The sequence below is a fragment of the Stomatobaculum sp. genome (assembly GCF_057248925.1).
This window is the reverse complement of the sequence record NZ_DBHIHF010000018.1, coordinates 36,573-60,830: the sequence shown is the minus strand read 5'-3', so window position 1 is coordinate 60,830 and position 24,258 is coordinate 36,573. Positions and strand designations below refer to the sequence as shown.

Annotated in this window: 22 protein-coding genes; 16 read left to right on the top strand and 6 right to left on the bottom strand. The window is 49.2% G+C overall.

Features of this window, described 5'->3' with window-relative positions:
* The first annotated feature begins 267 nt into the window (after nt 1–267).
* The 13 genes from ACO4XG_RS07860 (at nt 268) to ACO4XG_RS07800 (ending at nt 16,860) form a co-directional block, all read left to right on the top strand.
* A complete protein-coding gene (locus tag ACO4XG_RS07860; RefSeq protein ID WP_308509622.1) occupies nt 268–537 on the top strand; it encodes an autorepressor SdpR family transcription factor in 270 nt (89 codons plus the stop codon).
* Entirely contained in the window at nt 534–1,244 is a 711-nt protein-coding gene (locus ACO4XG_RS07855; RefSeq protein ID WP_304946473.1) for an SdpI family protein, read from the top strand. The genes ACO4XG_RS07860 and ACO4XG_RS07855 overlap by 4 nt, the downstream gene beginning before the upstream one ends.
* Before the next feature lie 97 nt (nt 1,245–1,341).
* Nucleotides 1,342–2,037 carry a DUF1648 domain-containing protein gene (locus ACO4XG_RS07850; protein ID WP_308509621.1) on the top strand — a complete coding sequence of 232 codons (696 nt, stop codon included), beginning with the start codon at nt 1,342–1,344 and terminating at the stop codon, nt 2,035–2,037.
* Between the two features lie 124 nt (nt 2,038–2,161).
* Entirely contained in the window at nt 2,162–2,803 is a 642-nt protein-coding gene (locus tag ACO4XG_RS07845) for a flavodoxin family protein (RefSeq protein ID WP_308509620.1), read from the top strand.
* Between the two features lie 115 nt (nt 2,804–2,918).
* Nucleotides 2,919–3,392, top strand: a complete 474-nt coding sequence (locus ACO4XG_RS07840; RefSeq protein WP_308509619.1) for a hypothetical protein — start codon at nt 2,919–2,921, stop codon at nt 3,390–3,392.
* A gap of 110 nt (nt 3,393–3,502) precedes the next feature.
* A complete protein-coding gene (locus ACO4XG_RS07835) occupies nt 3,503–4,381 on the top strand; it encodes a helix-turn-helix domain-containing protein (protein WP_308509618.1) in 879 nt (292 codons plus the stop codon).
* Nucleotides 4,382–4,440: 59 nt separating this feature from the next.
* Nucleotides 4,441–5,658, top strand: a complete 1,218-nt coding sequence (locus ACO4XG_RS07830; RefSeq protein ID WP_308509626.1) for an ImmA/IrrE family metallo-endopeptidase — start codon at nt 4,441–4,443, stop codon at nt 5,656–5,658.
* Entirely contained in the window at nt 5,655–6,185 is a 531-nt protein-coding gene (locus tag ACO4XG_RS07825; protein WP_308509617.1) for a DUF4411 family protein, read from the top strand. Before ACO4XG_RS07830 ends, ACO4XG_RS07825 begins: the two co-directional genes overlap by 4 nt.
* Nucleotides 6,186–6,331: 146 nt before the next feature.
* Nucleotides 6,332–9,610 carry a helicase-related protein gene (locus ACO4XG_RS07820; RefSeq protein WP_308509616.1) on the top strand — a complete coding sequence of 1,093 codons (3,279 nt, stop codon included), beginning with the start codon at nt 6,332–6,334 and terminating at the stop codon, nt 9,608–9,610.
* A 13-nt stretch (nt 9,611–9,623) separates the two neighbouring features.
* On the top strand, nt 9,624–10,271 hold the full coding sequence (locus tag ACO4XG_RS07815) for a DUF4391 domain-containing protein (protein WP_308509615.1): 648 nt from the start codon (nt 9,624–9,626) through the stop codon (nt 10,269–10,271).
* A gap of 538 nt (nt 10,272–10,809) precedes the next feature.
* Nucleotides 10,810–11,649 (top strand): hypothetical protein, encoded by an 840-nt coding sequence (locus ACO4XG_RS07810; protein WP_308509614.1) that lies wholly within the window; start codon nt 10,810–10,812, stop codon nt 11,647–11,649.
* Nucleotides 11,650–11,695: 46 nt separating this feature from the next.
* On the top strand, nt 11,696–13,729 hold the full coding sequence (locus tag ACO4XG_RS07805) for a site-specific DNA-methyltransferase (protein ID WP_308509613.1): 2,034 nt from the start codon (nt 11,696–11,698) through the stop codon (nt 13,727–13,729).
* Nucleotides 13,729–16,860, top strand: a complete 3,132-nt coding sequence (locus tag ACO4XG_RS07800) for a type III restriction-modification system endonuclease (protein WP_330670199.1) — start codon at nt 13,729–13,731, stop codon at nt 16,858–16,860. The genes ACO4XG_RS07805 and ACO4XG_RS07800 overlap by 1 nt, the downstream gene beginning before the upstream one ends.
* A 90-nt stretch (nt 16,861–16,950) precedes the next feature.
* On the opposite strand, the gene ACO4XG_RS07795 is transcribed toward ACO4XG_RS07800, so the two are convergent.
* From ACO4XG_RS07795 to ACO4XG_RS07780, 4 genes are read right to left on the bottom strand one after another with little or no spacing between them, the layout of a single operon-like run.
* The gene (locus tag ACO4XG_RS07795) at nt 16,951–17,763 is read right to left on the bottom strand and encodes an ABC transporter ATP-binding protein (RefSeq protein WP_308509612.1); all 813 of its coding nucleotides are present in this window, start codon (nt 17,761–17,763) and stop codon (nt 16,951–16,953) included.
* Nucleotides 17,763–18,782 (bottom strand): FecCD family ABC transporter permease, encoded by a 1,020-nt coding sequence (locus tag ACO4XG_RS07790; protein WP_308509611.1) that lies wholly within the window; start codon nt 18,780–18,782, stop codon nt 17,763–17,765. The genes ACO4XG_RS07795 and ACO4XG_RS07790 overlap by 1 nt, the downstream gene beginning before the upstream one ends.
* Nucleotides 18,779–19,777, bottom strand: coding sequence for a FecCD family ABC transporter permease (locus ACO4XG_RS07785; RefSeq protein WP_308509610.1), 999 nt, complete (start codon nt 19,775–19,777; stop codon nt 18,779–18,781). Before ACO4XG_RS07785 ends, ACO4XG_RS07790 begins: the two co-directional genes overlap by 4 nt.
* Nucleotides 19,778–19,792: 15 nt before the next feature.
* A complete protein-coding gene (locus tag ACO4XG_RS07780; protein WP_308509609.1) occupies nt 19,793–20,878 on the bottom strand; it encodes an iron-siderophore ABC transporter substrate-binding protein in 1,086 nt (361 codons plus the stop codon).
* A 498-nt stretch (nt 20,879–21,376) separates the two neighbouring features.
* Here ACO4XG_RS07780 and ACO4XG_RS07775 point away from each other — a divergent pair, with 498 nt between their 5' ends.
* The 3 genes from ACO4XG_RS07775 to ACO4XG_RS07765 all read left to right on the top strand — a co-directional run bounded on the left by ACO4XG_RS07775 (nt 21,377) and on the right by ACO4XG_RS07765 (nt 22,829).
* Nucleotides 21,377–21,670, top strand: coding sequence for a type II toxin-antitoxin system RelB/DinJ family antitoxin (locus ACO4XG_RS07775; protein ID WP_308509608.1), 294 nt, complete (start codon nt 21,377–21,379; stop codon nt 21,668–21,670).
* Nucleotides 21,671–21,796: 126 nt separating this feature from the next.
* Entirely contained in the window at nt 21,797–22,258 is a 462-nt protein-coding gene (locus ACO4XG_RS07770) for a hypothetical protein (protein WP_308509607.1), read from the top strand.
* A gap of 25 nt (nt 22,259–22,283) precedes the next feature.
* Nucleotides 22,284–22,829 carry a GNAT family N-acetyltransferase gene (locus ACO4XG_RS07765; protein WP_308509606.1) on the top strand — a complete coding sequence of 182 codons (546 nt, stop codon included), beginning with the start codon at nt 22,284–22,286 and terminating at the stop codon, nt 22,827–22,829.
* A 160-nt stretch (nt 22,830–22,989) separates the two neighbouring features.
* Here ACO4XG_RS07765 and ACO4XG_RS07760 read toward each other — a convergent pair whose 3' ends face one another.
* Both ACO4XG_RS07760 and ACO4XG_RS07755 read right to left on the bottom strand, forming a co-directional pair.
* Nucleotides 22,990–23,379, bottom strand: a complete 390-nt coding sequence (locus tag ACO4XG_RS07760) for a PH domain-containing protein (RefSeq protein ID WP_308509605.1) — start codon at nt 23,377–23,379, stop codon at nt 22,990–22,992.
* A 59-nt stretch (nt 23,380–23,438) separates the two neighbouring features.
* Nucleotides 23,439–24,218: a class I SAM-dependent methyltransferase gene (locus ACO4XG_RS07755; protein WP_308509604.1), complete on the bottom strand. Its 780-nt coding sequence runs from the start codon at nt 24,216–24,218 to the stop codon at nt 23,439–23,441.
* Between the last annotated feature and the right edge of the window lie 40 nt (nt 24,219–24,258).

Below are 24,258 nucleotides of genomic sequence, written 5' to 3'. Positions count from 1 at the left end.
GATAAAACCCTCCTTACCGTGACACTTTCGTGTCCAGTAAAGAGGGTACATATCACAAATCAGAAAACGATAGGTCGGAAAACCACAAGATAAAATCAGGATTAGAAAAATCAGGATTAGAAAATCGCAGGGCAGAAACCCGCCAGACAAAAAGAACAGCATGGAAACAGGATGACAATAGTTTAAAAATGTTTTGAAATAGTCATTGACAGGCGGGAAAGCTGTGCTACAATCTAGTTAAAAGAAATTTTAAGGAGGTGATGCCGTATGGGAGAGAGCAGTATCTTTAAGGTGCTCTCGGATCCGCAGCGGCGCGACATTCTGGTCATGTTGCGGGACGGGCGTCTGAGCGCCGGGGAGATTGCGGAGCGGCTCGGTGTCAGCCCGCCGGCGCTCTCCTACCACCTGCGGCTCTTAAAGGGCGCAGAGCTGGTGAGCGAATATAAGGAGAAAAATTTTGTTTACTATGAACTGAACACATCCGTCCTGCAGGAATTGATTCTCTGGGTGGAACAGTTCGGAGGGAGGAAATCATGAAAAAAACAGTGTGGTTACTCGCGGTGCTTACTCTGATGGTTACAATCATTCCTCTGCAGACCATGCCTGCTTTGCTTCCCGTGGATTATTCAATCGGCGGAGAGGTGAGACGCTGGGGCAGTAAGTACAGCTATCTGATTTTACCCATGGTCACGCTTTTGATCACGCTGCTCTGGCAGTTTCTTGTGGCACACTTTGAACGCCGGGCCGTCGGCGATGACAAAGAGGCACAGGGAGCGGCGGCGAATGCAAAGGTGCTTGTATCGGTCGGGCTTGTGATGAATCTCTTTTTCTGCCTGTTGCAGGCCGGGCTGCTGTGGTCTGCGGCCTGGACCGCAGAGCATTTCGGAACTGCGGGAGGAGCGCAGGCGGGGGCGAGCATTGCGCAAACGGCGCAGAAAGCGATGTGTGTTCTGACAAGCGTTATGCTGATTGTGCTCGGCAACATCTTGCCGAAGACCCGGAAAAACCGCAATGTGGGCGTGCGCCTACCGTATAGCCGGTATAACGACATCACCTGGCAGAAGAGCAACCGCTTTGGGGGCACAGCCATGGTGATCGCCGGGCTGCTCGGCATGGTCAGTGCGCTGCTTGCGCCCTCCGCAGAACTTGCACTCGGACTGTTCACGGTATTTCTGCTACTCGCCGTTATAGCGACCACATGGTATTCAAGGAAAGTGTATTTGGAAGAAAGTGCAGAAAAATAAAATCAAAAAGAGCTTCTCTGTTTGTCTGCGATGAACGCAACAAGACCGTCCTGCAGGAGTTGATTTTCCGGGCGGAACCGTTCGGAGGGAGGAAAGCATGAAACAGCTTACAAGAATGATTGCGGCGCTCTGCCTGTTTGTGACGCTATTGGTTTTACGGGAGCTGCCAGCAGAGATACCGGCGCACTATGACTTTGCCGGAAACGTGACGCGATACGGCAGTAAGTACGAACTTTTGATATTGCCGGTGATCTTACTTTTGGTTTCCTTCGGCAGCCGCTTTCTACTGCTTCATTTTCATAGAAAGGCGGAACAGGCGGAGAGTGACAAGGAAAGACAGGCGGCCGCAGCGAATGCCAAGGTGCTCGGCATTGTGATTTTCCCGCAGACCCTGATCTTAAGCTGCATACAGGGTGTGTTCCTCTATAACACCGTGCTCGCCCTGCGGGGCGAAAGCTTCCTCAGCACCCTCGCGGGCGATAAGCTCCTGACCATACTCTTCGGGGCGCTGCTCGTGCTGGTCGGCAATGTTTTGCCGAAGTGTAAGCGAAACGGCTTGGTCGGCTTCCGCCTGTCCTGGACCAGATATAACGACATCACCTGGCAGAAGAGCAACCGCTTTGCGGGGATCATGCTGGTCGCGGCGGGGATACTCGGCATTGTCAGCACTGCGTTTTCGCCGAAGGGCTACGGGATGTTGCTACTTGCTGTCTATACCATGGCGGCAATCGTAATTTCGATCGTGAGGGCGTGGCAGGTGTATCGGGAAGAAAAGGCAAAGGAGCAGAGCTGAGGCTGAAGCAGTGCCGGACACAACGGAACGCGTAACTTACGAAAAGCCTGTGTATGGCGAAATAGTAAAAAAAGAAGTATGATAAGCCTTCGTACCGCCACGCGGTGCGAAGGAGGATTTTATCGTGAAGGTTATTTTTGTGAACGGCAGCAGCCATGCGAACGGTACCACCATGCAGGCAGTCAAGGAGATGCAGAAGATTTTCTCTGCGGAAGGGGTGGAGACCGAGGTTGTACAGCTCGGCAATCAGCCCATACGTGACTGCATCCAGTGCGGTTATTGCGGGACGCACGATGCCTGCGTGTTTCGGGATGACGCGGTGAATCAATTTACGGCGCTCGCCAAAGAGGCCGATGGTTTTGTCTTTGCGACACCCGTTTACTATGCGCATCCGAGCGGACGGATTCTGGCTTTCCTTGACCGGGCGTTTTACTCCGTGCAGAACGTCGAGAATCCCTTTGCCTTTAAGCCCGGCGCTTCGATTGCCGTCGCGAGAAGAGGCGGCACCACGGCGTCCTTTGATGTGCTGAACAAATACTTCGGGATTTCGCAGATGCCGGTCGCAGGCTCCACCTATTGGAACATCACCCACGGCCTGACCGCGGAAGATGCCGCCAAGGACCGGGAAGGCATGCAGACCATGCGAAACCTTGCCCGGAATATGGTCTGGATGATGCGAAGCTTTGCACTCGCAAAAGAGCAGGGCATTCCGTACCCGGAGACCGAGGGCGAGGCAGTGACCAACTTTATACAGCGAGAAGACTGAGAGGATATAAAAGAAAGAGTCACGAGGGTGGCTCTTTTTTCGTAATCGCGTTAAACTTATAATTAACAGGAAAATCATATCGAAAGGTGTTACGTAATATGAGAAGGGAGAGGTAATGGGGGATGCTTTAACTTGGGTTTGCCCGAACTGCGGTTATGAGTTTTCCGCGCAGCTGGGATTTGGTTTCAGATACCCTTGGGTTTGCCATCAGCTGATTCAGAAAGCGCGTGCCGGTGCATACGGAGCCGAGTGGCAGGATTTGGTAGAAACATATCCCGGAACCTTTCTGGATGGGGACCTCGTGTTGCTTCGGTGCGAGAACTGTGGTAGCTATGATAACGACGCATTGCTGACAGCCTATATTCCGAAGGATGCCGAATTACAGGCAAAGCCGATTGCGGAAAAACACTGGACAGTGCCCGAGGAGGAAGGGTACGAACTCTACGGGGCTTACGAACACCGCTGCAAGGACTGCGGCGGAAAGATGCGTGCTTTTTCGATGCAAGATGTTTTGAAAAATAAAGTCGACAAGATATGCCCGCGCTGCAAGACAGCCTTAAAGGTGAATGAATTTTATTGCTGGGATTAAGCGCTTTGCTACGGAGCGTAGCAAGAAAAATCTGAAATGTAAGCCCATGTTTCTTGAGTGCCGCTGCGAGTTTTTTATACTGATGCCATCAAGAAACAGGAGGTCAAAGCATGACAATCGCAGAAACAATTAAAACCCTTCGGAAGACAGCAGGCATGTCACAGGAACAGTTGGCAGAGAAGCTGCATGTTTCGAGACAGGCCGTTACCAAGTGGGAGACCGAGGGCGGCACACCGGACATCGAGAACCTTCGAGCAATCGCAGCTCTGTTTGGAATCACCGTAGACGAACTCCTCTCGGGGGAGACAAAAGTGCAAGCGGCAGCGGCGCATCGCTATGAGAGCGTCACTGAATACGATATCGATGAAGTGAAACACTACGATATGAAGTTCGGCAGCGCAAAAGAAGTATTCCTTTCCGGCCATCGGGGAGAGAAACTGCGCATCCGCCTGGTATCGAATACCCTTGCCTCGCTGCAGAGTGATTTTAAAATCAAACTGGACGATACAAAGCGGCGGCTGGATCTGGAACTGCTCCGAAAGAACGAAATGAGCGAGAGCGCCTCGAAAGAGGGGCTCAGCATCTACGCGGAACTCCCGGCGGCCTATCTCGGAAAAGTGGAGTGTGCGGTCAATGCAGAACTTGTAAGCCTCTGCTCACTGGACTGCGAGCGCATTGAGCTCGGCGGAAGGAATCGGAAATTGCTTCTCGATGCGGTTCCCGGCACCGTGGAAATTGACAGCAATCTTGATATGGAGATTCGCTGCCGAAGCCTGCCGGTTTCGCTGGAACTGAACCAGCTTTCGGCCTGCTCGAGAGTCTATGTCCCGGCGGATGCGGTCTTTTCGGCAAAGGCAAAGGGCATAGGCACACGGATTTCCTATGCGAACGAGGGGAAGGCAACAGAGCCCTTTGATACGCCCGATGCAGAAAAGCGGATTGAACTGAACGGGATTAAGAGTGAGCTGGTGATTAGCAGAGAAGCGTAAGAAAAGGGAAAAGGTAGAAGAGAAGGGCGCCGCTCCGAAGAGAGGGGCGCTCTTTGTATGTGGGTATTTCGATAAAGAGATTGAGCAAACGTGAAAAAAATGAGAGAATAAAGGCAACAAAATCGCAAGGAGGTGGAACTATGGCGAATACCGTAGAAGTTTCGAGTAACATCTGGAACTGGATCAACACATCCGTGCAAGTCCCCACTGCCGTGCGGGAGAAGTTTGAACAGTGGAGGAGCGGGGAAAAAAAGCCCACGTTCTCGCAGCTAGAGGAGTTCAGCCGCAAAATACATGTTCCGATCGGCTATTTCTTTTTGGAAAGGCAGCCGCAGGAGCACTTTAAACTGCTTGAGTTCCGAACGGTGGATAGCAGGCAATTGCAGGACCCAAGCCGTGAGTTGATTGACACACTGCGGCAAATGGAGAGCATTCAGGAGTGGATGCGAGACGATATGATTGCGGGTGAGAATGAAGAAAACCGCTATGTCGGATCGTTACGCGGGAAAAAGGGCATAGCGGAATTGGCTGCGATGGTTCGGGAGACCTTATCCTTACCAAACGATTGGTATGAAACGGTAAAGTCCGCTACAGAGTCGTTTCGACTTCTCAGAGAAGCAATCAGTAGAGTGGGCGTGCTGGTGATGATGAATGGCATTGTCGGGGGAAATACGCACAGAGCACTTGATATTTCGGAGTTTCGCGCATTCACGCTGATTGATGCATACGCGCCGCTGATTTTTATCAATGCCGCAGATTCGGAGAGTGGAAGAGTGTTTTCGCTTTTGCACGAGTTTGTGCATATCGGTCTCGGAAGAAACAGCTTCTTTAATGCGCGAGAGGGCGAGATGGTATTTGTCCGTCCGGAGGAGACACTCTGCAATGCAGTTGCGGCAGAGCTTCTGGTACCGCGCAGAGCTTTTTGCAGTGCGTGGGAGAACACGGAAGGAACGATAGAGCGCAAAGTGCAGGAGCTGAGTAAATATTTTAAATGCAGCCAGTCTGTCATTGCACGCCGTGCTCTGGATGAGGCATACCTCACGGAGGAACAGTACCGAGAACTGATTGCAAAGGCGACCATGTTGGCGAAGAAAGCACGCGGTGGCGGTGATTACTACAGGACGCAGGCTAGCAGAATGGACCATCGTTTTTTACAGGCTTTGGATGCAAGCGTGCAGGAAGGAAAAACGCTGTATACGGAAGCCTTTCGCCTGACGAATACAAATCGAGTTACCTTTGATAAGTTGATCGAGAAGGTGCAAGGTGAGAGCGTATGAAGCGGGAGATTTTTCTGATTGATACGAATGCCTTTATCTCACCGTATCAGGCATACTATCCGTTTGATTTGGCACTGTCTTTCTGGGATTTCTTGGAACAATCCATGGCAACCGGGGACATTGTCCTGTTGGATGTGGTTTATGATGAGGTTACCAAGGGTGATGATACCTTGAGTCAATGGCTTTCCGGCGTGGCACCTCAACGCATGAAACACGGACAAGCAGATATACTGGATGTATATAAGCAAATTTTAAATGATATTCAGCAGGCCAAAACGCACACGGGGCAGCCGCTTTACAATGCGAAGGCATTGAATGAATGGTCACAGAATGACATTGCGGATCCCTGGTTGGTGGCTACCGCAAAAGCCAGGGACTACACATTGGTGAGTTTTGAAAGCCCAAGCGGAGCTCTTGGAGCATCAACACTGGGGCGTGTCAAGATACCGGATGAGGCAAAGAAATTCGGGGTAAAATGCTGTAATCTCTTTGATATGATGCGGGCTTTACACTTTCAATTCAAATGAGTGAAAAAATAAAAAGACCATCTCCGGATGGTCTTTTTTGTCTGTAAAACCCCCTTCCGCTGTGCTATGATGTATAAAATGCGTAAGAAAAACGTAAGAAATGAATTCCGGACTTGGAGAAAATGCTGTAGGGGGGAGTCGGAAACGTGGCTACGTCGGTCAAAGTTCTGAATAATACGACAGAGAAGCTTCTGGATGATTTGAAGGATACCATACGCAAGGGGAGCAAGGTCTCGATTGCGGCTGCCTGCTTTTCCATCTATGCCTATCAGGCCTTGCAGAAAGAACTGGAAGGGGTTGAAGAATTCCGCTTTCTCTACACTGCGCCGAGTTTTGTGGATGACAGCGCGAGAGGGCTGGGAGACAGAGAGAAGCAGAGAAAGGAATTTTATATTCCACAGTTTTCCGGAGAGTCCGGTCTCTACGGGACGAAATTCGAGATTAAACTCCGGAATGAACTCACGCAGCGCGGCATTGCGAGAGAGTGCGCGGCGTGGATTCGGAACAAGGCGAAATTCAAAGCCAATGCGGGGGATGAGGGCATTTCCGGTTTTATGACGATAGAGTCCTCTCTTTCGACAACGGCCTATAACTCCCTTCAGGAATTTACCACCGTTGATTTGGGAGTAGAGCGCGGGAACCGTCTTGTTGAGAACCTAGTCCGCATGGAAGAGGAAGCGGGACAGGAGACCGAACTCACCAAATCCTTTGTCCGGGACTTTGAGTCGCTTTGGAACAATCGGAGCAGAATGCAGGATGTGACCGAGGCGGTCATTCAGAGAATCAGCTCCGTCTATGAGGAGAATGCGCCGGAGTTCATCTATTTTATGACGCTCTACCATGTGTTTCATGAATTTCTGGACGATATCTCCGAGGATGTGCTGCCGAACGAGGCGACCGGATTTAAGCAGAGCAAAATCTGGAGCCTGCTCTATGACTTTCAGCGCGATGCGGTGCTTGCCATCATCAATAAACTTGAGACCTACAATGGCTGTATTCTGGCAGACAGCGTGGGACTCGGAAAAACCTTCACGGCTCTCGCGGTGGTCAAGTACTATGAGAGCCGCAACAAGTCCGTGCTGGTGCTCTGCCCGAAGAAGCTCTCGGAGAACTGGAACACCTATAAGGACAATTATGTCAACAATCCGATTGCATCGGATCGCCTGAACTATGACGTGCTCTTTCATACCGACCTGTCCCGCAGCGGCGGACAGTCAAACGGGCTGGATCTGGATCGCCTGAACTGGGGCAATTACGACTTGCTCGTGATTGATGAATCCCATAATTTCAGGAACGGCATCGGTACCCACAGCAATACCCAGGACAACCGCTATCAAAAACTCATGGAGAAGGTGATACGCGCGGGCGTAAAGACCAAGGTTTTAATGCTCTCTGCGACACCGGTCAATAACAACTTCTCGGATTTAAAGAATCAACTTGCGCTTGCCTACGAGGGCAATGCCGGACAACTCGATCAAAAGTTAAAGACGAAGAAGAGCATTGACGACATCTTCCGCCAAGCCCAGAAGGCCTTTAACAGCTGGAGTAAGGAAGAGCCCGAAGAGCGGAGCACGGAGAAACTGCTCTCCGCCCTGGATTTTGACTTCTTTGAGCTTTTGGATAGTGTGACCATAGCGCGCTCCAGGCGTCACATTGAGAAGTACTACGACACGGCGAAAATCGGAACCTTCCCTGCGCGCTTAAAGCCCGTTTCCGTGCGCCCGGGGCTCACGGATTTGAATCTGGATATCAGCTACCGGAAAATCGCGGAGCAACTCCTGAAGCTTACCCTAAGCATCTATATGCCGTCGAAGTACATTCTCCCCAGTAAGCTCGGGAAATACAGGGACTTAACGCACAATAAGGGAGAGAATCTCACGCAGCGCGGGCGCGAGCAGGGCATTTGTAGGCTCATGAGCATAAATCTCCTAAAGCGTCTCGAGAGCTCGGTACATGCGTTTTGTTTAACCTTGACACGAATCAAGGACACTCTGGATACGACCATTGAGAAAATAGACCGCTATGACAGTACGCGCAGAGACGATAGCGTCGCAGATTCGGTAAACGGCATCGACTTTGATCTCGATGATGAAAACAATGACCTCTTTCAGGTGGGCAAGGAAATACACATTTCGCTTGCGGATATGGACTGGGTCAGCTGGCGGGCGGAGCTCAAAAAAGATCAAGAGATTCTGAATGAGCTCATTCAGCTGATAGCGGCGGTTACGCCCGCACACGACAGCAAGCTGCAGGAGCTCTTTAACCTGCTCTCGGAAAAAATAGAACACCCGATTAATGAAGGCAACAAGAAGGTACTCATCTTCTCGGCATTTTCCGACACCGCGGAGTATCTCTATGAACAAGTCAGTGTCTTTGTGAAAACACGCTACGGACTGGATACCGCCATCATTACGGGAAGTGTAGACGGAAAGAGCACGGTAAAACAGTTTCCGGCAACCCTCAACAATGTACTCACCTGCTTTTCTCCGATTTCCAAGGGCAGAGAACTCCTCATGCCGGACAGCAAGGTGGATATCGATGTTCTGATTGCGACCGACTGTATCTCCGAGGGACAAAACCTGCAGGACTGCGACTATCTGATTAACTACGACATCCACTGGAACCCGGTGCGCATCATCCAGCGCTTTGGGCGCGTGGACCGCATCGGCAGCCGGAATGCCTGCATTCAGCTGGTCAACTTCTGGCCGGATGTATCGCTCGACGAGTACATTAATCTGAAAGCCCGCGTGGAGAGTCGCATGAAGGCGACCATACTGACGGCGACCGGAGACGATGACCTCATCAATGCCGAGGAAAAAGGAGATCTGGCATACCGAAAGGCGCAGCTTCGGCGCATGCAAGAAGAAGTCGTGGACATAGAAGAGAGTTCGAACGGCATCTCGATTATGGACCTCGGGCTCAATGAATATCGTCTGGACTTGATGGAATACATGAAACACGACGGTGCCATCGAGACAAAGCCGCGCGGACTCCATGCGCTGGTGCCCGCAACAGAAGAACTGCCGGCGGGTGTCATTTTTGTGCTCAAAAACATTCAGGACAGTGTGAACATAGACGGGCGAAATCAGATTCACCCGTTCTATTTGGTGTACCTAAGGACAGACGGTAGCGTGGTCTGTGACTACCTGCACCCAAAGCAGTTGCTCGGCGATTTGCGTCTGCTCTGCAAGGGAAGAACAGAACCCCTGCAGGAACTCTGTGCGCGCTTTAACCGGGAAACACAGGACGGACGCGATATGAAAGCAGTCTCAAAGCTGTTGGGACAGGCGATTGATTCCATCTTGCAGGTTAAGGAAGAGAGTGATATCGACAGTCTCTTCACACCCGGCGGCACGACGGCCTTAAAGAGTCAGGTCTCCGGACTCGGCGATTTTGAATTGATTTGTTTCCTGGTAGTCCAATGAGAGAGGTGCGAGTGTGCTGAACCTTCCGAAGTCCACGGAATTGGACATGAAAATCACCAAGCAGAAGTTCTATGACAAGATAGAGATTTCACCGGAGGTCAAGCGGGCTCTTGTGGAACAAATCAAAGAGATTCGCTGGGTCAATAAGCTCTCTCCGGATACACTCAATTTACAGCCGGGAACCAAGGTCACAGAACTCGAAGTGTTTCTCATACATCTAAAGGAGCAGGAACTCGATGAACGGGTACTGCGGCAGATAGACCGGGAACTCCCGTATCATCTCCTGTTTCTGCTGGAATATGAAAAACAGTACAAAGCCGTAATCGGCTACAAAGAAGCGGCAGAGGCAGGCACGGCCGCATTTAAAGTGAACCGCTACTATGCGACCGAATGGGGCAGCGAAACGGAACTTCGCTTGGAACTCTGTGGCCTGGATATCGATGCGGTCTATGAAAATTGTGTGAGGCAAATTGCGGGGGCGGCGCTTACCGGAGCGCAGGGCAGCGATTTGCGGGAGAGCGTAGAGAACGCAGTGCAGCAAGAGAAGTTGGGGCGACAGCTTGCAGCTCTGGATGCAAGGATACGGAAGGAAAAACAGCCGAAGAAGAAGTTTGAATTGGTGCAGGAGAGGAAGGCATTACAGAAATTATTACTTGATTAGAAGTGAGGTGAAGTATATTGAATTTGTTATATAATTTGCTGCTTTCACTTAGCGCAACATTCTGGATGGTTGTCTTGTATGGGATCAAAGAGAAGTGGAGCATAGGAGCACTATCGACGTGGATGGTGGGAGTTCTATTATTGATAGTTCCGATTATTCTTTCAGCGATTTCTCTATGTATCGCAAGAAAGCTTGGAACATATTCTTTGCGAGAGTGTGAGGAAATAACTCTGGCAGATAATGAATTTGTTCCGACATATCTCGGGTATTTCTTTGCGGCGTTGTCAGCACCGGATAGAACAACTATGTCCTTTTTGTTCGGAATTGTGTTTGTGTTTACATTTTTACTTAAAACACAATATTTCAACCCGGTATACTTGCTGTTTGGATATCACTATTATCACATCAAAACGAATAGCGGGACTAAAGTGTTTGCCATTATAAAGGGAAAAGTGATTCGAAATTGCAGCGATGTAAATTTCGAATATTTAAAGCGGATTAATGATTCGACATATTTGGTGACGAGGAGGGACGCATCATGATGACGCATATATTTGCAAAGATACGAGAGAAGGGGAAGGTAAATAAATACCGAATGATACTTTCGGTTGAAGAAGAGATATATCAGCAGGTGAATGTATTAGTACCGAGTACATATCTGTACAGCCCTGAGAGTGTTCTTCAGCCGGATGAGTGGTATCGATTAGAAGGGTTTTCTGAAACGCCTTATGCAATTGATTTAATCAAGAACTCCTTTTCAAGTGTAGACTTTCCTTTATTGCAAAAAAAAGAGTATGATAAGGTAGATTTTCTGTTTGTTGATATCAAGGGCAGCATATTCTTTCAGAGAATTGGAAGAGCAAAGGCTATAAAGAAGAAGGGTGTGCTTTGGTTTGGGGAAGGATATCAATACTCAAATGATGTGGGATTATTTGTACTAAATGAATGCCCGGATGCAATTTACGTAAGAGAAGAAGATGTGCTATATTTCAGAAATCTTGAGAGAATTAACGGGATATTCAAAAGAATTACTGATTTATATAGAGAGGCTACAGAGCAAGAAGTTGAGCAGTTTCTTCAGAATGAATTTCTTGCTATCGAAGAAGGGTTTTCCGTAGCGAATGTTGGAATCACAAGCAGGAAACGCATAGCTTTAGCAACAGACAAACTATCTAAAATTGATGGCTCTAAAAAAATAAAATCACTTTCATATATTCGAGAATACTGCCCGGAACTTGTTACAGACGATCAAAGACTTAGAATTACTTCTGAAGATGATTTGAAGAAGGTGTTATATGGAATAGATGAACGCTTCTATACAACTGAGATAGGGGAGGAAAAGCGTCTTGCGAACTCAGTAATTCCACTTAATCGCTAATAGTATCCTTCATCGGAATAGAGTATAGAATTTCAAAGGAGGCCCCATGACCCATCTAAAACTTCACTCCCTCGACAAAGTCGCCGCGAACATTGACGCCATCGCGGCGCTTTTTCCGAACGCGGTGACCGAGGTGTTGCGCGACGGAAAGACAGAGCGCGCCATTGATTTTGATGTGCTCCGGCAGGAGCTCTCGGACAGCATTGTGGAGGGGCGCGAGGAGCGCTATCAATTCACCTGGCCGGACAAGCGGAAGGCCGTACTTGCGGCAAATGCGCCGATTACCGCCACCCTCCGCCCGATGATTACCGACAGTGTCGGTAAAGACGGCACGCCCGGCGGTTTTGACAGCGAGAACCTCTACATTGAGGGCGACAATCTGGAAGTCCTGAAACTTTTGCAGGAGACTTATCTCGGTAAGGTCAAGATGATATACATTGATCCGCCCTACAATACCGGCAATGATTTTGTCTATGAGGATGACTTTGCGCAGAGCGCAGTCGAGTATCTCGCAGGTAGCGGGCAGTACGATGAAGCCGGGAATCGCATGGTCACGAATACCGAGAGCAACGGTCGTTTCCATACGGACTGGCTCAATATGATATATCCGCGGCTTAAGCTTGCAAAGGGGCTTCTCAGGGACGATGGAGTTATTTTTATTAGTATAGACGAGAATGAAGTAAGTACGTTAAAGCTGATTTGCGATGAGATTTTCGGGGAAAGCAATTTTGTTTCTGAATTAATTTGGTCGGCCGGTAGAAAAAATGACTCTAAGTATATTTCTATTTCTCACGAATATGTATTGTGCTATTTCAAGGATGCGCAGTATATACGAGACAACAGAATTCTATGGAGGGAGAAGAAACAAGGCCTTGATGCTATCTATTCGGAATACGAAGCGTTAAAGAAAACATTCGGATCTGATTGCGAGTTAATTGAGAGGGAATTAAAACGCTGGTATAAAAACTTGCCAGATGGACATCCCGCAAAGGATCACGATCATTATGATAGAGTCGATGAAAAAGGAATTTTCTTTGCGGATAATATTTCATGGCCTGGTGGAGGTGGACCGAAGTATACAGTTTTACACCCCATTACCCAAAAACCTGTTAAAACACCATCGCGCGGATGGCTTACAAATGAAAAGACCATGCAGGAGTGGATCAGTCAAGGCCGAGTTGCATTTGGAAAAGATGAAAATGCAGTACCTACGTTAAAGTCGTATTTAAAGGACAGAGAATATAGTGTTCCTTACAGTGTTTTCTACAAAGACGGAAGGGCAGCATCAAAACGTCTTGCCACGCTATTGGGAGAAAAGGTATTTGAAAATCCTAAGGATGAAGAAGTTATACAGAGAATAATACAGTTTTGCGGTACTGAAGATGGGGATATAGTTGTTGATTTCTTTTCGGGATCAGCAAGCACAGCCCATGCACTATTCCTAGCAAATGTGGAGCAAAGAAAGCACAGAAAATTTATCCTGGTACAAATTCCGGAACAGATTTCGACAGAAAGTGGAGGCTCCGAAAAGGCAAAAAAAGTAGCGAAAAATGCGATTGCACTTCTTGATGCAATTCATGCGCCACATAATATCTGCGAAATCGGCAAGGAGCGCATCCGCCGCGCGGGCAAAAAGATACGCGAGGAGGCGGGAGAGGCAGCTGTCGGGCAGGACTTTGGTTTCCGCTGCCTGCGCCTTGACAGCAGCAATATGGAGGATGTCTACTACGAGCCGGAGAAGCTCGGGCAGCAGGATCTCTTCTCGCAGGTGGACAATGTGAAAGAGGGGCGCACGGCGGAGGATCTATTGTTCCAGGTCATGCTGGATATGGGCATTCCGCTCTCCTCAAAGATTTCGGAGCGCGACATTGCGGGGAAGAAGGTCTTCGATGTGGGAGAGGGCTTCCTGCTTGCCTGCTTTGACAGTGCGGTCACGGAAGAAGTGGTCACGGAAATCGCAAAGCAAAAGCCGCAGTATGCGGTGCTCCGCGACAGTTCCATGGCGTCGGACAGTGTCGCGACCAACTTTGAGCAGATCTTTGCGAGCTACAGTCCGGAGACCGAACGGAAGGTGCTGTGATGATGAAATTTAATTTCAAGATTCAGCAATATCAGACCGACGCGGTGAATGCGGTTGCGGAAGTGTTTCGCGGGCAGCCCTTTGTCAGCGCGGTTTCCTACCGCAGGGATTTGGGAACACTTCCGGTAGCGCAGCAGCAGTTGAGCCTGGTCGGCAGTGCCGATGCGCCGGAGGAGCTCAGCACCGAGGACTTGGAGAACGATGCCGGCTTTAAGAACGAAGAACTGCATCTCACGGACGCGCAGTTACTTGAGAACATTCGCGCGGTGCAGCGCGGCAACGGCCTGCAGGAATCTGCCGTTCTGGCAGCGGCGCAGGGGCGCTTGGGGCTGGACATTGAGATGGAGACCGGCACGGGAAAGACCTATGTTTATATCAAGACCATGTTCGAGTTAAACCGCCTCTACGGTTGGAGTAAATTCGTGGTTGTGGTGCCGAGCATTGCGATCCGCGAGGGTGTAAAAAAGAGCTTTGAAATCACGGCCGAGCACTTTATGGAGTGCTACGGCAAGAAGGCGCGCTTCTTTGTCTACAACAGCTCGAACCTGAATCAGCTGGATGCCTTTTCGAGCAATGCCGGGCTCAACGTGATGATCATCAACACCCAGGCCTTTGCGGCTTCACTGAATGAAGATAAGAATGTGGAGGGCCGGAAGGGCGATGCGGCGGCGCGCATTATTTTTACGGCGAGGGATAGCTTCGGTTCCCGCAAGCCGATTGATGTGATTGCGGCGAACCGCCCGATTTTAATTCTCGATGAGCCGCAGAAGATGGGCAACGAAAAGGATTCGGTCACGCAAAAGGCGCTCCGGAATTTTAAGCCGCTCTTTTCGCTTTACTACTCCGCGACGCATAAAACGAATCACAATGCGGTCTATGCGTTGGATGCCTTGGACGCCTACAACCGGCGTCTGGTCAAGAAGATTGAGGTAAAGGGCTTTGAGGTGAAGAATCTGCCCGGTACGAACCAGTATCTCTATCTCGAGGATCTTGTGTTATCGGCAAAAAAGCCGCCGTGCGCGCGCATCGAACTGGAGGTTCGGCATAAGAATGGGGTGAAGCGGGAGCTGCACCTCTTGGGGCAGGGCGATAACCTCTACTATATTTCCAAGGAGATGGAGCAGTACAAGGGACTGGTGATTTCGGAAATCGATGCGTTTGCCGGAGAAGTGCATTTCACAAACGGCTTGACCCTAAAGAAGGGGAATCTGGTTGGCGACGAGTCAAAAGAACTGCCTCGCCTGCAAATCCGCGAGACCATCATCTCCCACCTGGAAAAGGAGCGGCAGCTGTTTAAACTCGGTATCAAGACCTTGTCCCTCTTCTTCATCGATGAAGTGGCCAAGTATCGGCAGTATGATGAGGCTGGCAATGAAGTCCTGGGCGAGTACGGCCGCATCTTTGAAGAGGAATACCGCGCTTTGCTGCCGCAGTACCGTACGGATTTAGATCCCCCCTATACAGCTTATCTCGATGCGGCGGATGCCGCTTCGGTGCACCGAGGGTATTTCAGCATTGACAAAAAGGGACACTGCGTGGACAGCGCGCTGAAGCGCGGTTCGGACCTCTCGGATGATATTTCCGCTTATGACCTGATTCTAAAGAACAAGGAGCGGCTGCTCTCTTTTGAAGAGCCGACACGCTTTATTTTCTCCCACTCGGCGCTCCGCGAGGGCTGGGACAATCCGAATGTCTTTCAGATTTGCACCTTAAAGCACAGCAATAACACGACAAATAAGCGCCAGGAAGTGGGGCGCGGACTGCGCCTTTCCGTGGATCGGAGCGGCAACCGCATGGATTGGTCTGTACTCGGTGAGAATGTCCAGAAGATTAATCTCCTGACTGTCATTGCGAGCGAGAGCTATGCGGGATTTGTGGACGATTTACAGAAGGAGACCGAGGCAGAGCTTCGGGAGCGTCCCAAGAAGGCGACGCCGTCCTATTTTGCTGGTAGAACGGTGCATGCGGATGGAAAGACAACGAAGCTCAGCGAGGACCAGGCACTGGAGATTTACACCTATCTGGTTCAAAATGCCTATGTTGATAGTCATGCCGGAGTGACAGAAGTTTATCGAAGTACTGCAGAATATGCGCCTCTTCCGGAAGATTTAAAACCGTTTGAGGCAGAGATTCACCGTCTGGTGCATGCGATTTACGATCCGTCGCAGCTGGCTTCGCTCTATACGGACGGCAACAAGACCAAAATCAATGAGAATCCGTTGAACGAGCGCTTCTACAAAGAGGAGTTCCAGAAGCTCTGGACGGCCATTAACCACAAGTACGCCTATACGGTGGACTTTCAGTCCGAGGAGCTGATTCAAAAGGCCATCGCGCACATCGACCGCGAGCTCTATGTGAGCCGCCTGCAGTACACGGTCACCGCGGGCAGTCAGGCGGAGAAAATCACGGCGGAGCAGGTGAAGGAAGGCAGTAGCTTCTTCGCGGCAAAATCGCGCACCGAGACGCTTCGTACGGCGCCGCAGAGCACCCTTCGCTATGATTTAATCGGCGCGGTTGCCAAGGGAACGGTGCTCACCAGACGCACCGTCGCGGCCATTTTGCAGGGCATAGACGCGAGTCGCTTTGCGCTGTACCGGCAGAACCCCGAGGAATTCATTGCAAAGGTCATACGGCTGATCAACGAGCAGAAGGCGACCATGATTGTGGAGCACATCCGCTATGACACGTTGGAGGGAAGGTATGACAGCGATATCTTCACCGCCGAGGCGCACAAGGTGCCGTTAGACCTGGCATTCAAGGCGGACAAGGCCATTCAGGACTATGTCTTTACGGACGGCAGTGCCGAAAAGAGCGTGGAGCGCCGCTTTGCGGAAGAGATGGATAAGGCGGAAGAGGTCAAGATTTATGCAAAGCTCCCGAAGGGATTCCAAATTCCGACCCCGGTCGGCAATTACTCGCCGGACTGGGCCATTGTATTCCGTGAGGGCAGTGTAAAGCACGTGTACTTCATTGCCGAAACCAAGGGCAGCATGAGTAGCCTGGACTTAAGACCCATTGAGAAGGCAAAGATAAGCTGCGCAAAGCGGCTCTTTGAAAAGCTGTCAAACGGAAGCGTGCACTATGAGCATGTGGACAGCTATAAAAGTCTGCATGACATGATTTCGTTCTAAATATGCGACTTTTGTAGTTTGGAAAAAGAAAACAGAACCGGCGTGTTCGATTCGCGCCGGTTCTGTTTCATTTTCCGGTTGCAATTGCAGTCAATCAAGATGATCAAGCTCCTTATGATGCTTTCCCATAGGAATGACCATAGGCGCATCTGAAGTAGGATCTGTAATGACCTTACTATCAAGCCCGTATACATCTTTTATAAGTTTTTCACTAATCACATTTTCGGGTCTTCCTTCGGCATAAAGATTCCCTGATTTGAGGGCAAATATATAGTCTGCGTATCTTACAGAGAGATTGATATCGTGCAGAACCATAATGACGGTAGTCTTCTTAGTCCTGTTTAGCTCTCCAAGCAAATCAAGAATCTCTACCTGATATGCTATGTCAAGAAATGTCGTTGGCTCATCTAAAAATAATATATCAGTCTGCTGAGCAAGTGCGAGTGCTATCCACACCCTTTGACGCTGTCCTCCGGAAAGCTCATCTACCGCTCTGTCTCGAAGCTCGGTTACACCCATAGTCTGCATAGCTTCTTCAATCGCCTTAAAGTCTTTATCATCCAATCCCCGAAATACCTTCCTGTAAGGGAAGCGCCCTCTGCTAATCAAATCATAGACGGTTATTCCCTCGGGTACCAGTGGCGATTGTGGCATCAGGCTGATTATTTTTGATATTTCCTTAGACGAATACTCGGATACAGGCTTATTATCCAGATAAATATCTCCGCTCATGACTTTGTTTAATCTGCAAAAGGTCTTTAGAAGAGTGGATTTGCCACAGCCGTTTGAGCCTATGATCACGGATATTTTTCCTTCAGGTATGGTCAGATTAAGACCATTTATGATTGCCTTCCCATCATAACCGGCCACCAGGTTTTTGGCTTCTAATACGTGGTTTCCCATTAATTCACACCTCTTTTATTCATTCGAATGAGCAGATACAGCATATACGGTGCTCCTAAAAGCCCTGTGATAACACCTACAGGATAGTGTACCGGAAATGCATGAAAAGCCACCAAATCTGCTCCTAAAGTAAGTGTTGTGCCAACCAGTCCCGCAGGAATAAGACTTGATTTCCCCTTTCCTGCAAGGCTTGCGGCAATAGGTCCCGAAAGAAATGCTACAGATGCGATAGGTCCTGTGACAGAGGTTGCAAATGAAACAAGTATAACTGCACCGATTATCATTACCGAATAGGTAAATTTTGTATTTAGCCCAAGTGATACTGCGAAGTTGTCTCCCAGAGGAATGATCTCCATATGTCTTGAAAGTGAAACCAATGCAATGGTGATTGTTGCAACTACCAAAACAAGTGCAGGCACATCTTCCATCTGTACGCCATTTAAGCTTCCGCTCAGCCACTGCATGGTAGTCCCTACATCATACTCCGCAGCTTTTGCCAGTAGATAAGAAGTAACGGCTCTTAAAAGCGCTGAAATTCCTATGCCGATAAGTATCATTCTTCCATAGGTAAAATGCCCTTTAATCACTGAAAGTTTGTAAATAATGAAAGCCGTTGCAATTCCAAATATCATCGCTAACAAGGACACTATGCTTCCCCTAAGTCCAAGCACCAGTATGAGAAACACCGCTGCTGTGCTTGTTCCTGCGGAAATTCCGATTACATCCGGCGAAGCAAGTGGATTGTGTAACAATGTTTGAAATACATAGCCCGCCATTCCAAAGGCAAACCCGGAAAATACAGCTCCCATCATCCTCGGAAGCCTCACATTTTCTACTGCATAAGATACCCCGTCAATTGTTTCGCCAAGTAAAACCCTGATCACATCTCTTATGGGATAGGACACACTTCCAAAGCAAAGTTCACAGGCTGATAGAATAAGGGTAAGGCCAAGAAGGGCAAGTACAACAAGCCTCCATCGAAGAGTCCTTTTCTTATATCCTGCATTCAGTTCTGTCATAGACTCTTTACCCTCCCTTTCCGAATGGCCAGAATGAATACCGGTGCACCAAGGACGGCAGTAATGATACCCACTTCAGTCTCTCCCGGCAAGCTTATTATTCTTCCTATTACGTCTGAAATAAGCATAAGTATAGCTGAGCCTAGAAAAGAAAGAGGCAGCATTTTACTCATTTCACTTCCAAATATCAGCCTTATAATATGGGGAATGATAAGCCCTACAAAGCCTATCGGTCCTGCAAGTGCTGTAGTAGCACCACATAGTAGTACCGATGAAAGTGCGCCTATGGCTCTTGTCATCACTACATTAGTCCCAAGGGCGGTGGCGGCTTCATCCCCCAAAGCCAGATTATTCAAATACCCTGATATAAACATGGATGTGATAAAACCCACTATTAGGAAGGGACTAATGAGCATAATATTTTCCCAGGTCGCACTCCCTATGCTCCCTACCTGCCAGAACCTAAAAGCTTCCATTACCCTGTTATTTGGCAGCATAATGGTACTTACAAGTGAACCTAAGACTATGCTTACAGCCGAACCTGAAAGTGCAAGCTTTAGCGGTGTAGCTCCGTCTTTTCCCATACTTGCCACACTGTATACAAAAACTGCGGTGACGCCTGCTCCTGTTATGCCAAGCCAGATGTATTGATAGGCAACAGTAATATTAAAAAATGCTATACCGGCGACCACGAAGAGTGATGCGCCGGTATTTACACCAAGTATACTTGGATCAGCAATGGGATTCCTTGTTATACTCTGCATAAGAGCCCCTGATATGCCAAGGGCTCCTCCCGCAAGTATGCCAAATACGGTTCTCGGAATTCTTTGCGATATGATAGCAGCCTCAAGGCTATCCGGATCATTTCCGAGGAGAACGTCTACAACCTTAGAAAATGCTATGTTTTTAGCACCCAGCGATATGGAAAATACTGCCATAATAGAAAGCAGGGCTAAGCATAAGATTATAGAAAGTACAAACTTTTTATTTCCCATGTTCACTATGTCTTTTTATTTGACGACTGCATTGATTGCTTCAAGATAGTTCACAAGCTCTGCCTTGATAGAAAGCACCGAAGGATTGCAGGCTGCTGCAAGATTACCGTTGCTGTCAAGCACCACTACCCGGCCTTCTTTGACTGCCGGAATCTTAGAGAAGATTGCGTCTTTTTGCAAGGCGGCAACCGTCTTATCATCACCGTAAGTTATAATGATATCCGTATCACTGAGAGCATCAACTGCCAGTTCAGAAGATATCTGCACGTAAAATGCATTTTTATCTGTTGCCAAGGCCTCTATCTTTTCAGGAAAAGTAAAGCCTAAGTCTGTAAGGTATGCCCCTCTTGGATCTGCAGTTCTATAAACGGAAAAGCTACTGAGGTCAGCTGCATTGATATAACATATTGCTGCACTCTTGTTCGCAAGTTTGGGATATTTTGCGAAGTTTTCTTTTATAAATGCATCTGTATCTGCAACCAGCTTCTCGCCCTCGGCCGTAAGTCCTAAAGCCTCTGCGGCCTCAACGGTCTGTTCTCTCCAGGTAGTCTTCCAAGCTGTTTCTTTGAATGGAAGGGTTGGTGCTATCTCAGAGAGACGCTTATAAGCCTTTTCATCCATTCCTGAGTAAGGAGCTACTATGATATCAGGCTTGGCTGCTGCTACAGCCTCATAGTCATAGCCTTCAAGGTCGTTAAACACGTTTGGATTATCGGTTCCAAGCTCCTTAAACTTCTCTTCGGTCCAAGGTAAAAGCCCCTTATCGGTAACAGGTCCCCAGTTTGCCCTAGCGGTACCCACAGGAACAATTCCAAGGGCCAAAACTGCATCTGCATTATTCCAGTCAAGGGTAACAACCCTTTCAGGCTTTGCATGAATAACAGTTTCTCCATAAGCATGCTTCATTGTTATCGGAAAAGAAGCCGTGCTTACCGCACTTGAAGAAGATGTGTTTGATGAAGACTTAGAAGAAGCTGTCACATCGGCACTCTTTGCCGTGGCAGAACTTTCCTTTCCTCCGCTTTTAGCGCCGCAACCTGTGACTACTGCAACTGCAAGTGCCATAGGTATTGCTACATTTAATAGATTTTTTGCTCTCATAGATCTCCTTTCTCTCATGCATTTTTTACAGAAGTGTCAAAGTAAGCGCAAGAAATAAGCTTGATTACAAGTGAACACTCTCCTGCCGCATCTTAGTTAAACATAACAAACAAGACAAAAGAAATCAATATCGTAAACATACAAATATAAAAATAAGCTTATCCTCATTTGGTGCAATTTTTAACGGCCTTCCCCATAACCTCCGGATTTCCCAATGCCTACCACATTTGTGTATATTGGATACCATACTAAAACTCCTCATGAAAGAGATTGCATCTCATTCACATGTTATAAATTCTTACAGAGTATAGTTTTCAGAGGATACTTTGTTCCGGGAATGCATAACTTCTGTGGTTCGGAAAAAGAAAGCAGAACCGGCGTGTTCGATTCGCGCCGGTTCTTTTTCAGTTCACAAAAAAGGAGCGTGTTTGCACGCATTGGCGAATGAAAGTATAATGACAGTAAAATGATGTTTCATTACAAACCCAAGAGAATGCTATGCTTTTTGTCGCGTTGGTGCTATCCAATGCGGTCAATGTGAATTTCAGAATGGACGCAGAGCTCAAGCGCAATATGGAAGAACTCTGCGATGATCTGGGGATGTCTATGACGACTGCTTTTACGATTTTTGCGAAGCGCATGACTAGGGAGCGGAGAATTCCGTTCGATGTCTCGACGGATCGTTTTTATTCCGAGAGCAATATGAGATATCTGAACGGAATCGCAAACGATGTGAGAGAAGGCAGGGCGCATTTTACAGAGCATGCTCTCCTAGAGGATAAAGATAGCTGAGCTTTCTTTGGGAGGACAGAGCTTGGGCATTATGAAGATTGATTGTCTGAGTGCTGTGTAGCCCGCTATGCTATTTTGTAGCGGAAAGCACGACACGAAGTCGTATAGAGCGCAAAGGAGGTCTCCATGGGCGTTATTTATCTCTGGAAATGTAACAAATGTGAGTATTCGTTTCAGGCTTTCTTAGGATATGGGATGAATGGTGTTTTCCCCGAAGGAGTGACGAAGGCGGCGAGAGAAGGAAGGTACGGAAAAGAACTAAAGACCTTGCTAACGATGTATCCGGGTGCAGTGGTGGACGGAGAAGATGTCATTGTGCAGTGTGAGCACTGTTACCGCTATGAAGTCCGCCCGCTGTTGGCCACCTATCTTCCCGAGATGGAAGGGTGTGAGAGGGAGAAGTATAGTTTCTTTTGGGACAGTTACGGTTGTTTGGCGGAAAGCTACCGTTTTTTTCGTGATTACGAACATCGCTGCCGCTGCGGGCATAGGATGTGGCCCATTTATGAAGAGGAGTGTTTTGCGGGGCTTCCCTGCCCGTACTGCAGCGGAACCCTGAAACCCGAAGAAGCCGGCTACTGGGACTGATTCTCGTCGAAAGGAGAGAAACCGGATGCAAATCGAAACCGAACGCCTGCTGCTCCGCCCCTTTGCGGAGGCGGACGCGGCGGATTTATACAAGTATGCCCGGGACCCGGAAGTCGGCCCGGCAGCAGGCTGGCCGCCGCACGGCAGCGTAGAGGAGAGCCGGAACATCATCCGCCTGGTGCTGAGCGGTCCGGAGAGCTATGCTATCTGCAAAAAAGAAGACGGGAGCGTGATCGGCGCGATTGCCTTGTCGTTGAACAGCGATTCGAGGCTTGCGGAAGAGGAAGATGCGTGTGAGCTCGGCTACTGGATCGGGAAGCCCTTCTGGGGGCAGGGGCTTGTGACAGAGGCTTCGGAAGCCTTGCTTCGCCGTGCGTTTACGGAGCTTGGTATGCGGCGCGTTTGGTGCGCTTACTTCGAGGGCAATGAAAAGTCAAAGCGCGTGCAGGAGAAGCTCGGCTTCCGACACGAGAAGACTCTGCGGGAGGTAGATGTCCCGCTTTTAAAAGAAATACGTACCGAGCATGTGTCGTTACTCAGCCGGGAAGCCTGGCGACAGAAGAATATGTGAAAAAGCGTGCTGTCTCAAACGATTGAGAGACAGCACGCTTTTTTCGTTATTCTGCGTCTGTAATGAGTTCATGCACATGGACATTCTTTCCCGCTTTCATATCGGCAATGCGGCGTTCCAACACGGAGATGTGCTCCGCGCTGTAGAAGGGATCGCCAGATTAGAGTACCATCTGCGAGATGTTCGCGCATATTCGCTTGATGTCCACGTTCGAAGTAAAGTCGAGCTGCAGGTGGGCGCCGTTCGAAAAGGCGAGGAGCAGTTCGCTGTCGATGTCGAGGAATCCTGCGGTCTCCACGCTGAAATACTGAATCTTCGAGTAGGGATAGGAGGTATAAGATACCTTCTTGCCCGTGAGGCCCTGCACGTTTGCGACAATCAGCCGCTTGTTGGTGAAGACCACCTGATCGCGTATGGTCTGGAAGGCCTGGGTGATGTTTTCGCCCGGAATGAGAAACATAGTAAGTTCGGGGCGAATGTTGGCAACGGGGATTTCCCGCAGATTCAGTAGGTTTCCGTCACCGCGGATTCCGGAAGATATACCCGGCATACTACTTTACCTCCTGCTGTTTTGAGACAGCATAGGGCAGGCGTGGAATGGCGTCAAGCTTATTTGATTCCCATGAGCAGTGCGGAGTCGGCAATCATCATCCATCTGGCCTCGCATTTTTTGAAAAAGAGACCGTCCGCGGTGGGAATCAGGCGTACTTCCGCATACCCCTCGTCATGCAGGCTCTTTAAAAAGGCCTGCATGTCGCCGTAGGCAGAGGGATAAAAGATGTCGTGAATCACGAAGCGGCCGCCTTTTTTCAGGACACGGAGGCTCTCGCGGAGCAGGGCCTGACGGTCGCCCGGGATGTTATGGTAGACATAATTGCTGGTTACAAGGTCAAAGCTCTCGTCCGGGAAGGGGAGCTCCCGCGCATCGGCGCGGAGAAAGTGTACGTTTTTGACGCCTTCGGCGCGGGCGTTATCTTCGCATAGTTTTTGACTAAAGGAAGCGTAGTCCTGTCCCCAGCGGTCCACGCCGACAAAGCTTGCCTCCGGATTTCGCTTGGCGGCGGCTATGGTGAGCGCGCCGCTGCCGCAGCCTATGTCCAGTCCCTTGCCGCCTGTGGGAAGCTTTATCCGAGAGGCGACTCCGTCTATGATGTGCTTCGCAAGTTTGCGTTTTCCGTTGTAGGAAAAGATGCGGTAGAGCATCAGCAGGTAGGCGGAACTTAGGAAGCCCACACCCGCGCCGACAAAGCTGAGTGAAGAAAGCAGGCGCAGGGCGCGGCTTTCTTTCTTTTTGCGGCAGAGGAGTCCCACGGCAAGGAAAACAGAGCTGATTCCCGCGTTGCCGTAAATAAGACCCCGCGGCATCCAGTTTTTATAATCGGCTTTCATCTTGATGACCTTCCTTTCTTGCGGATTCGTTTTGAAGTTC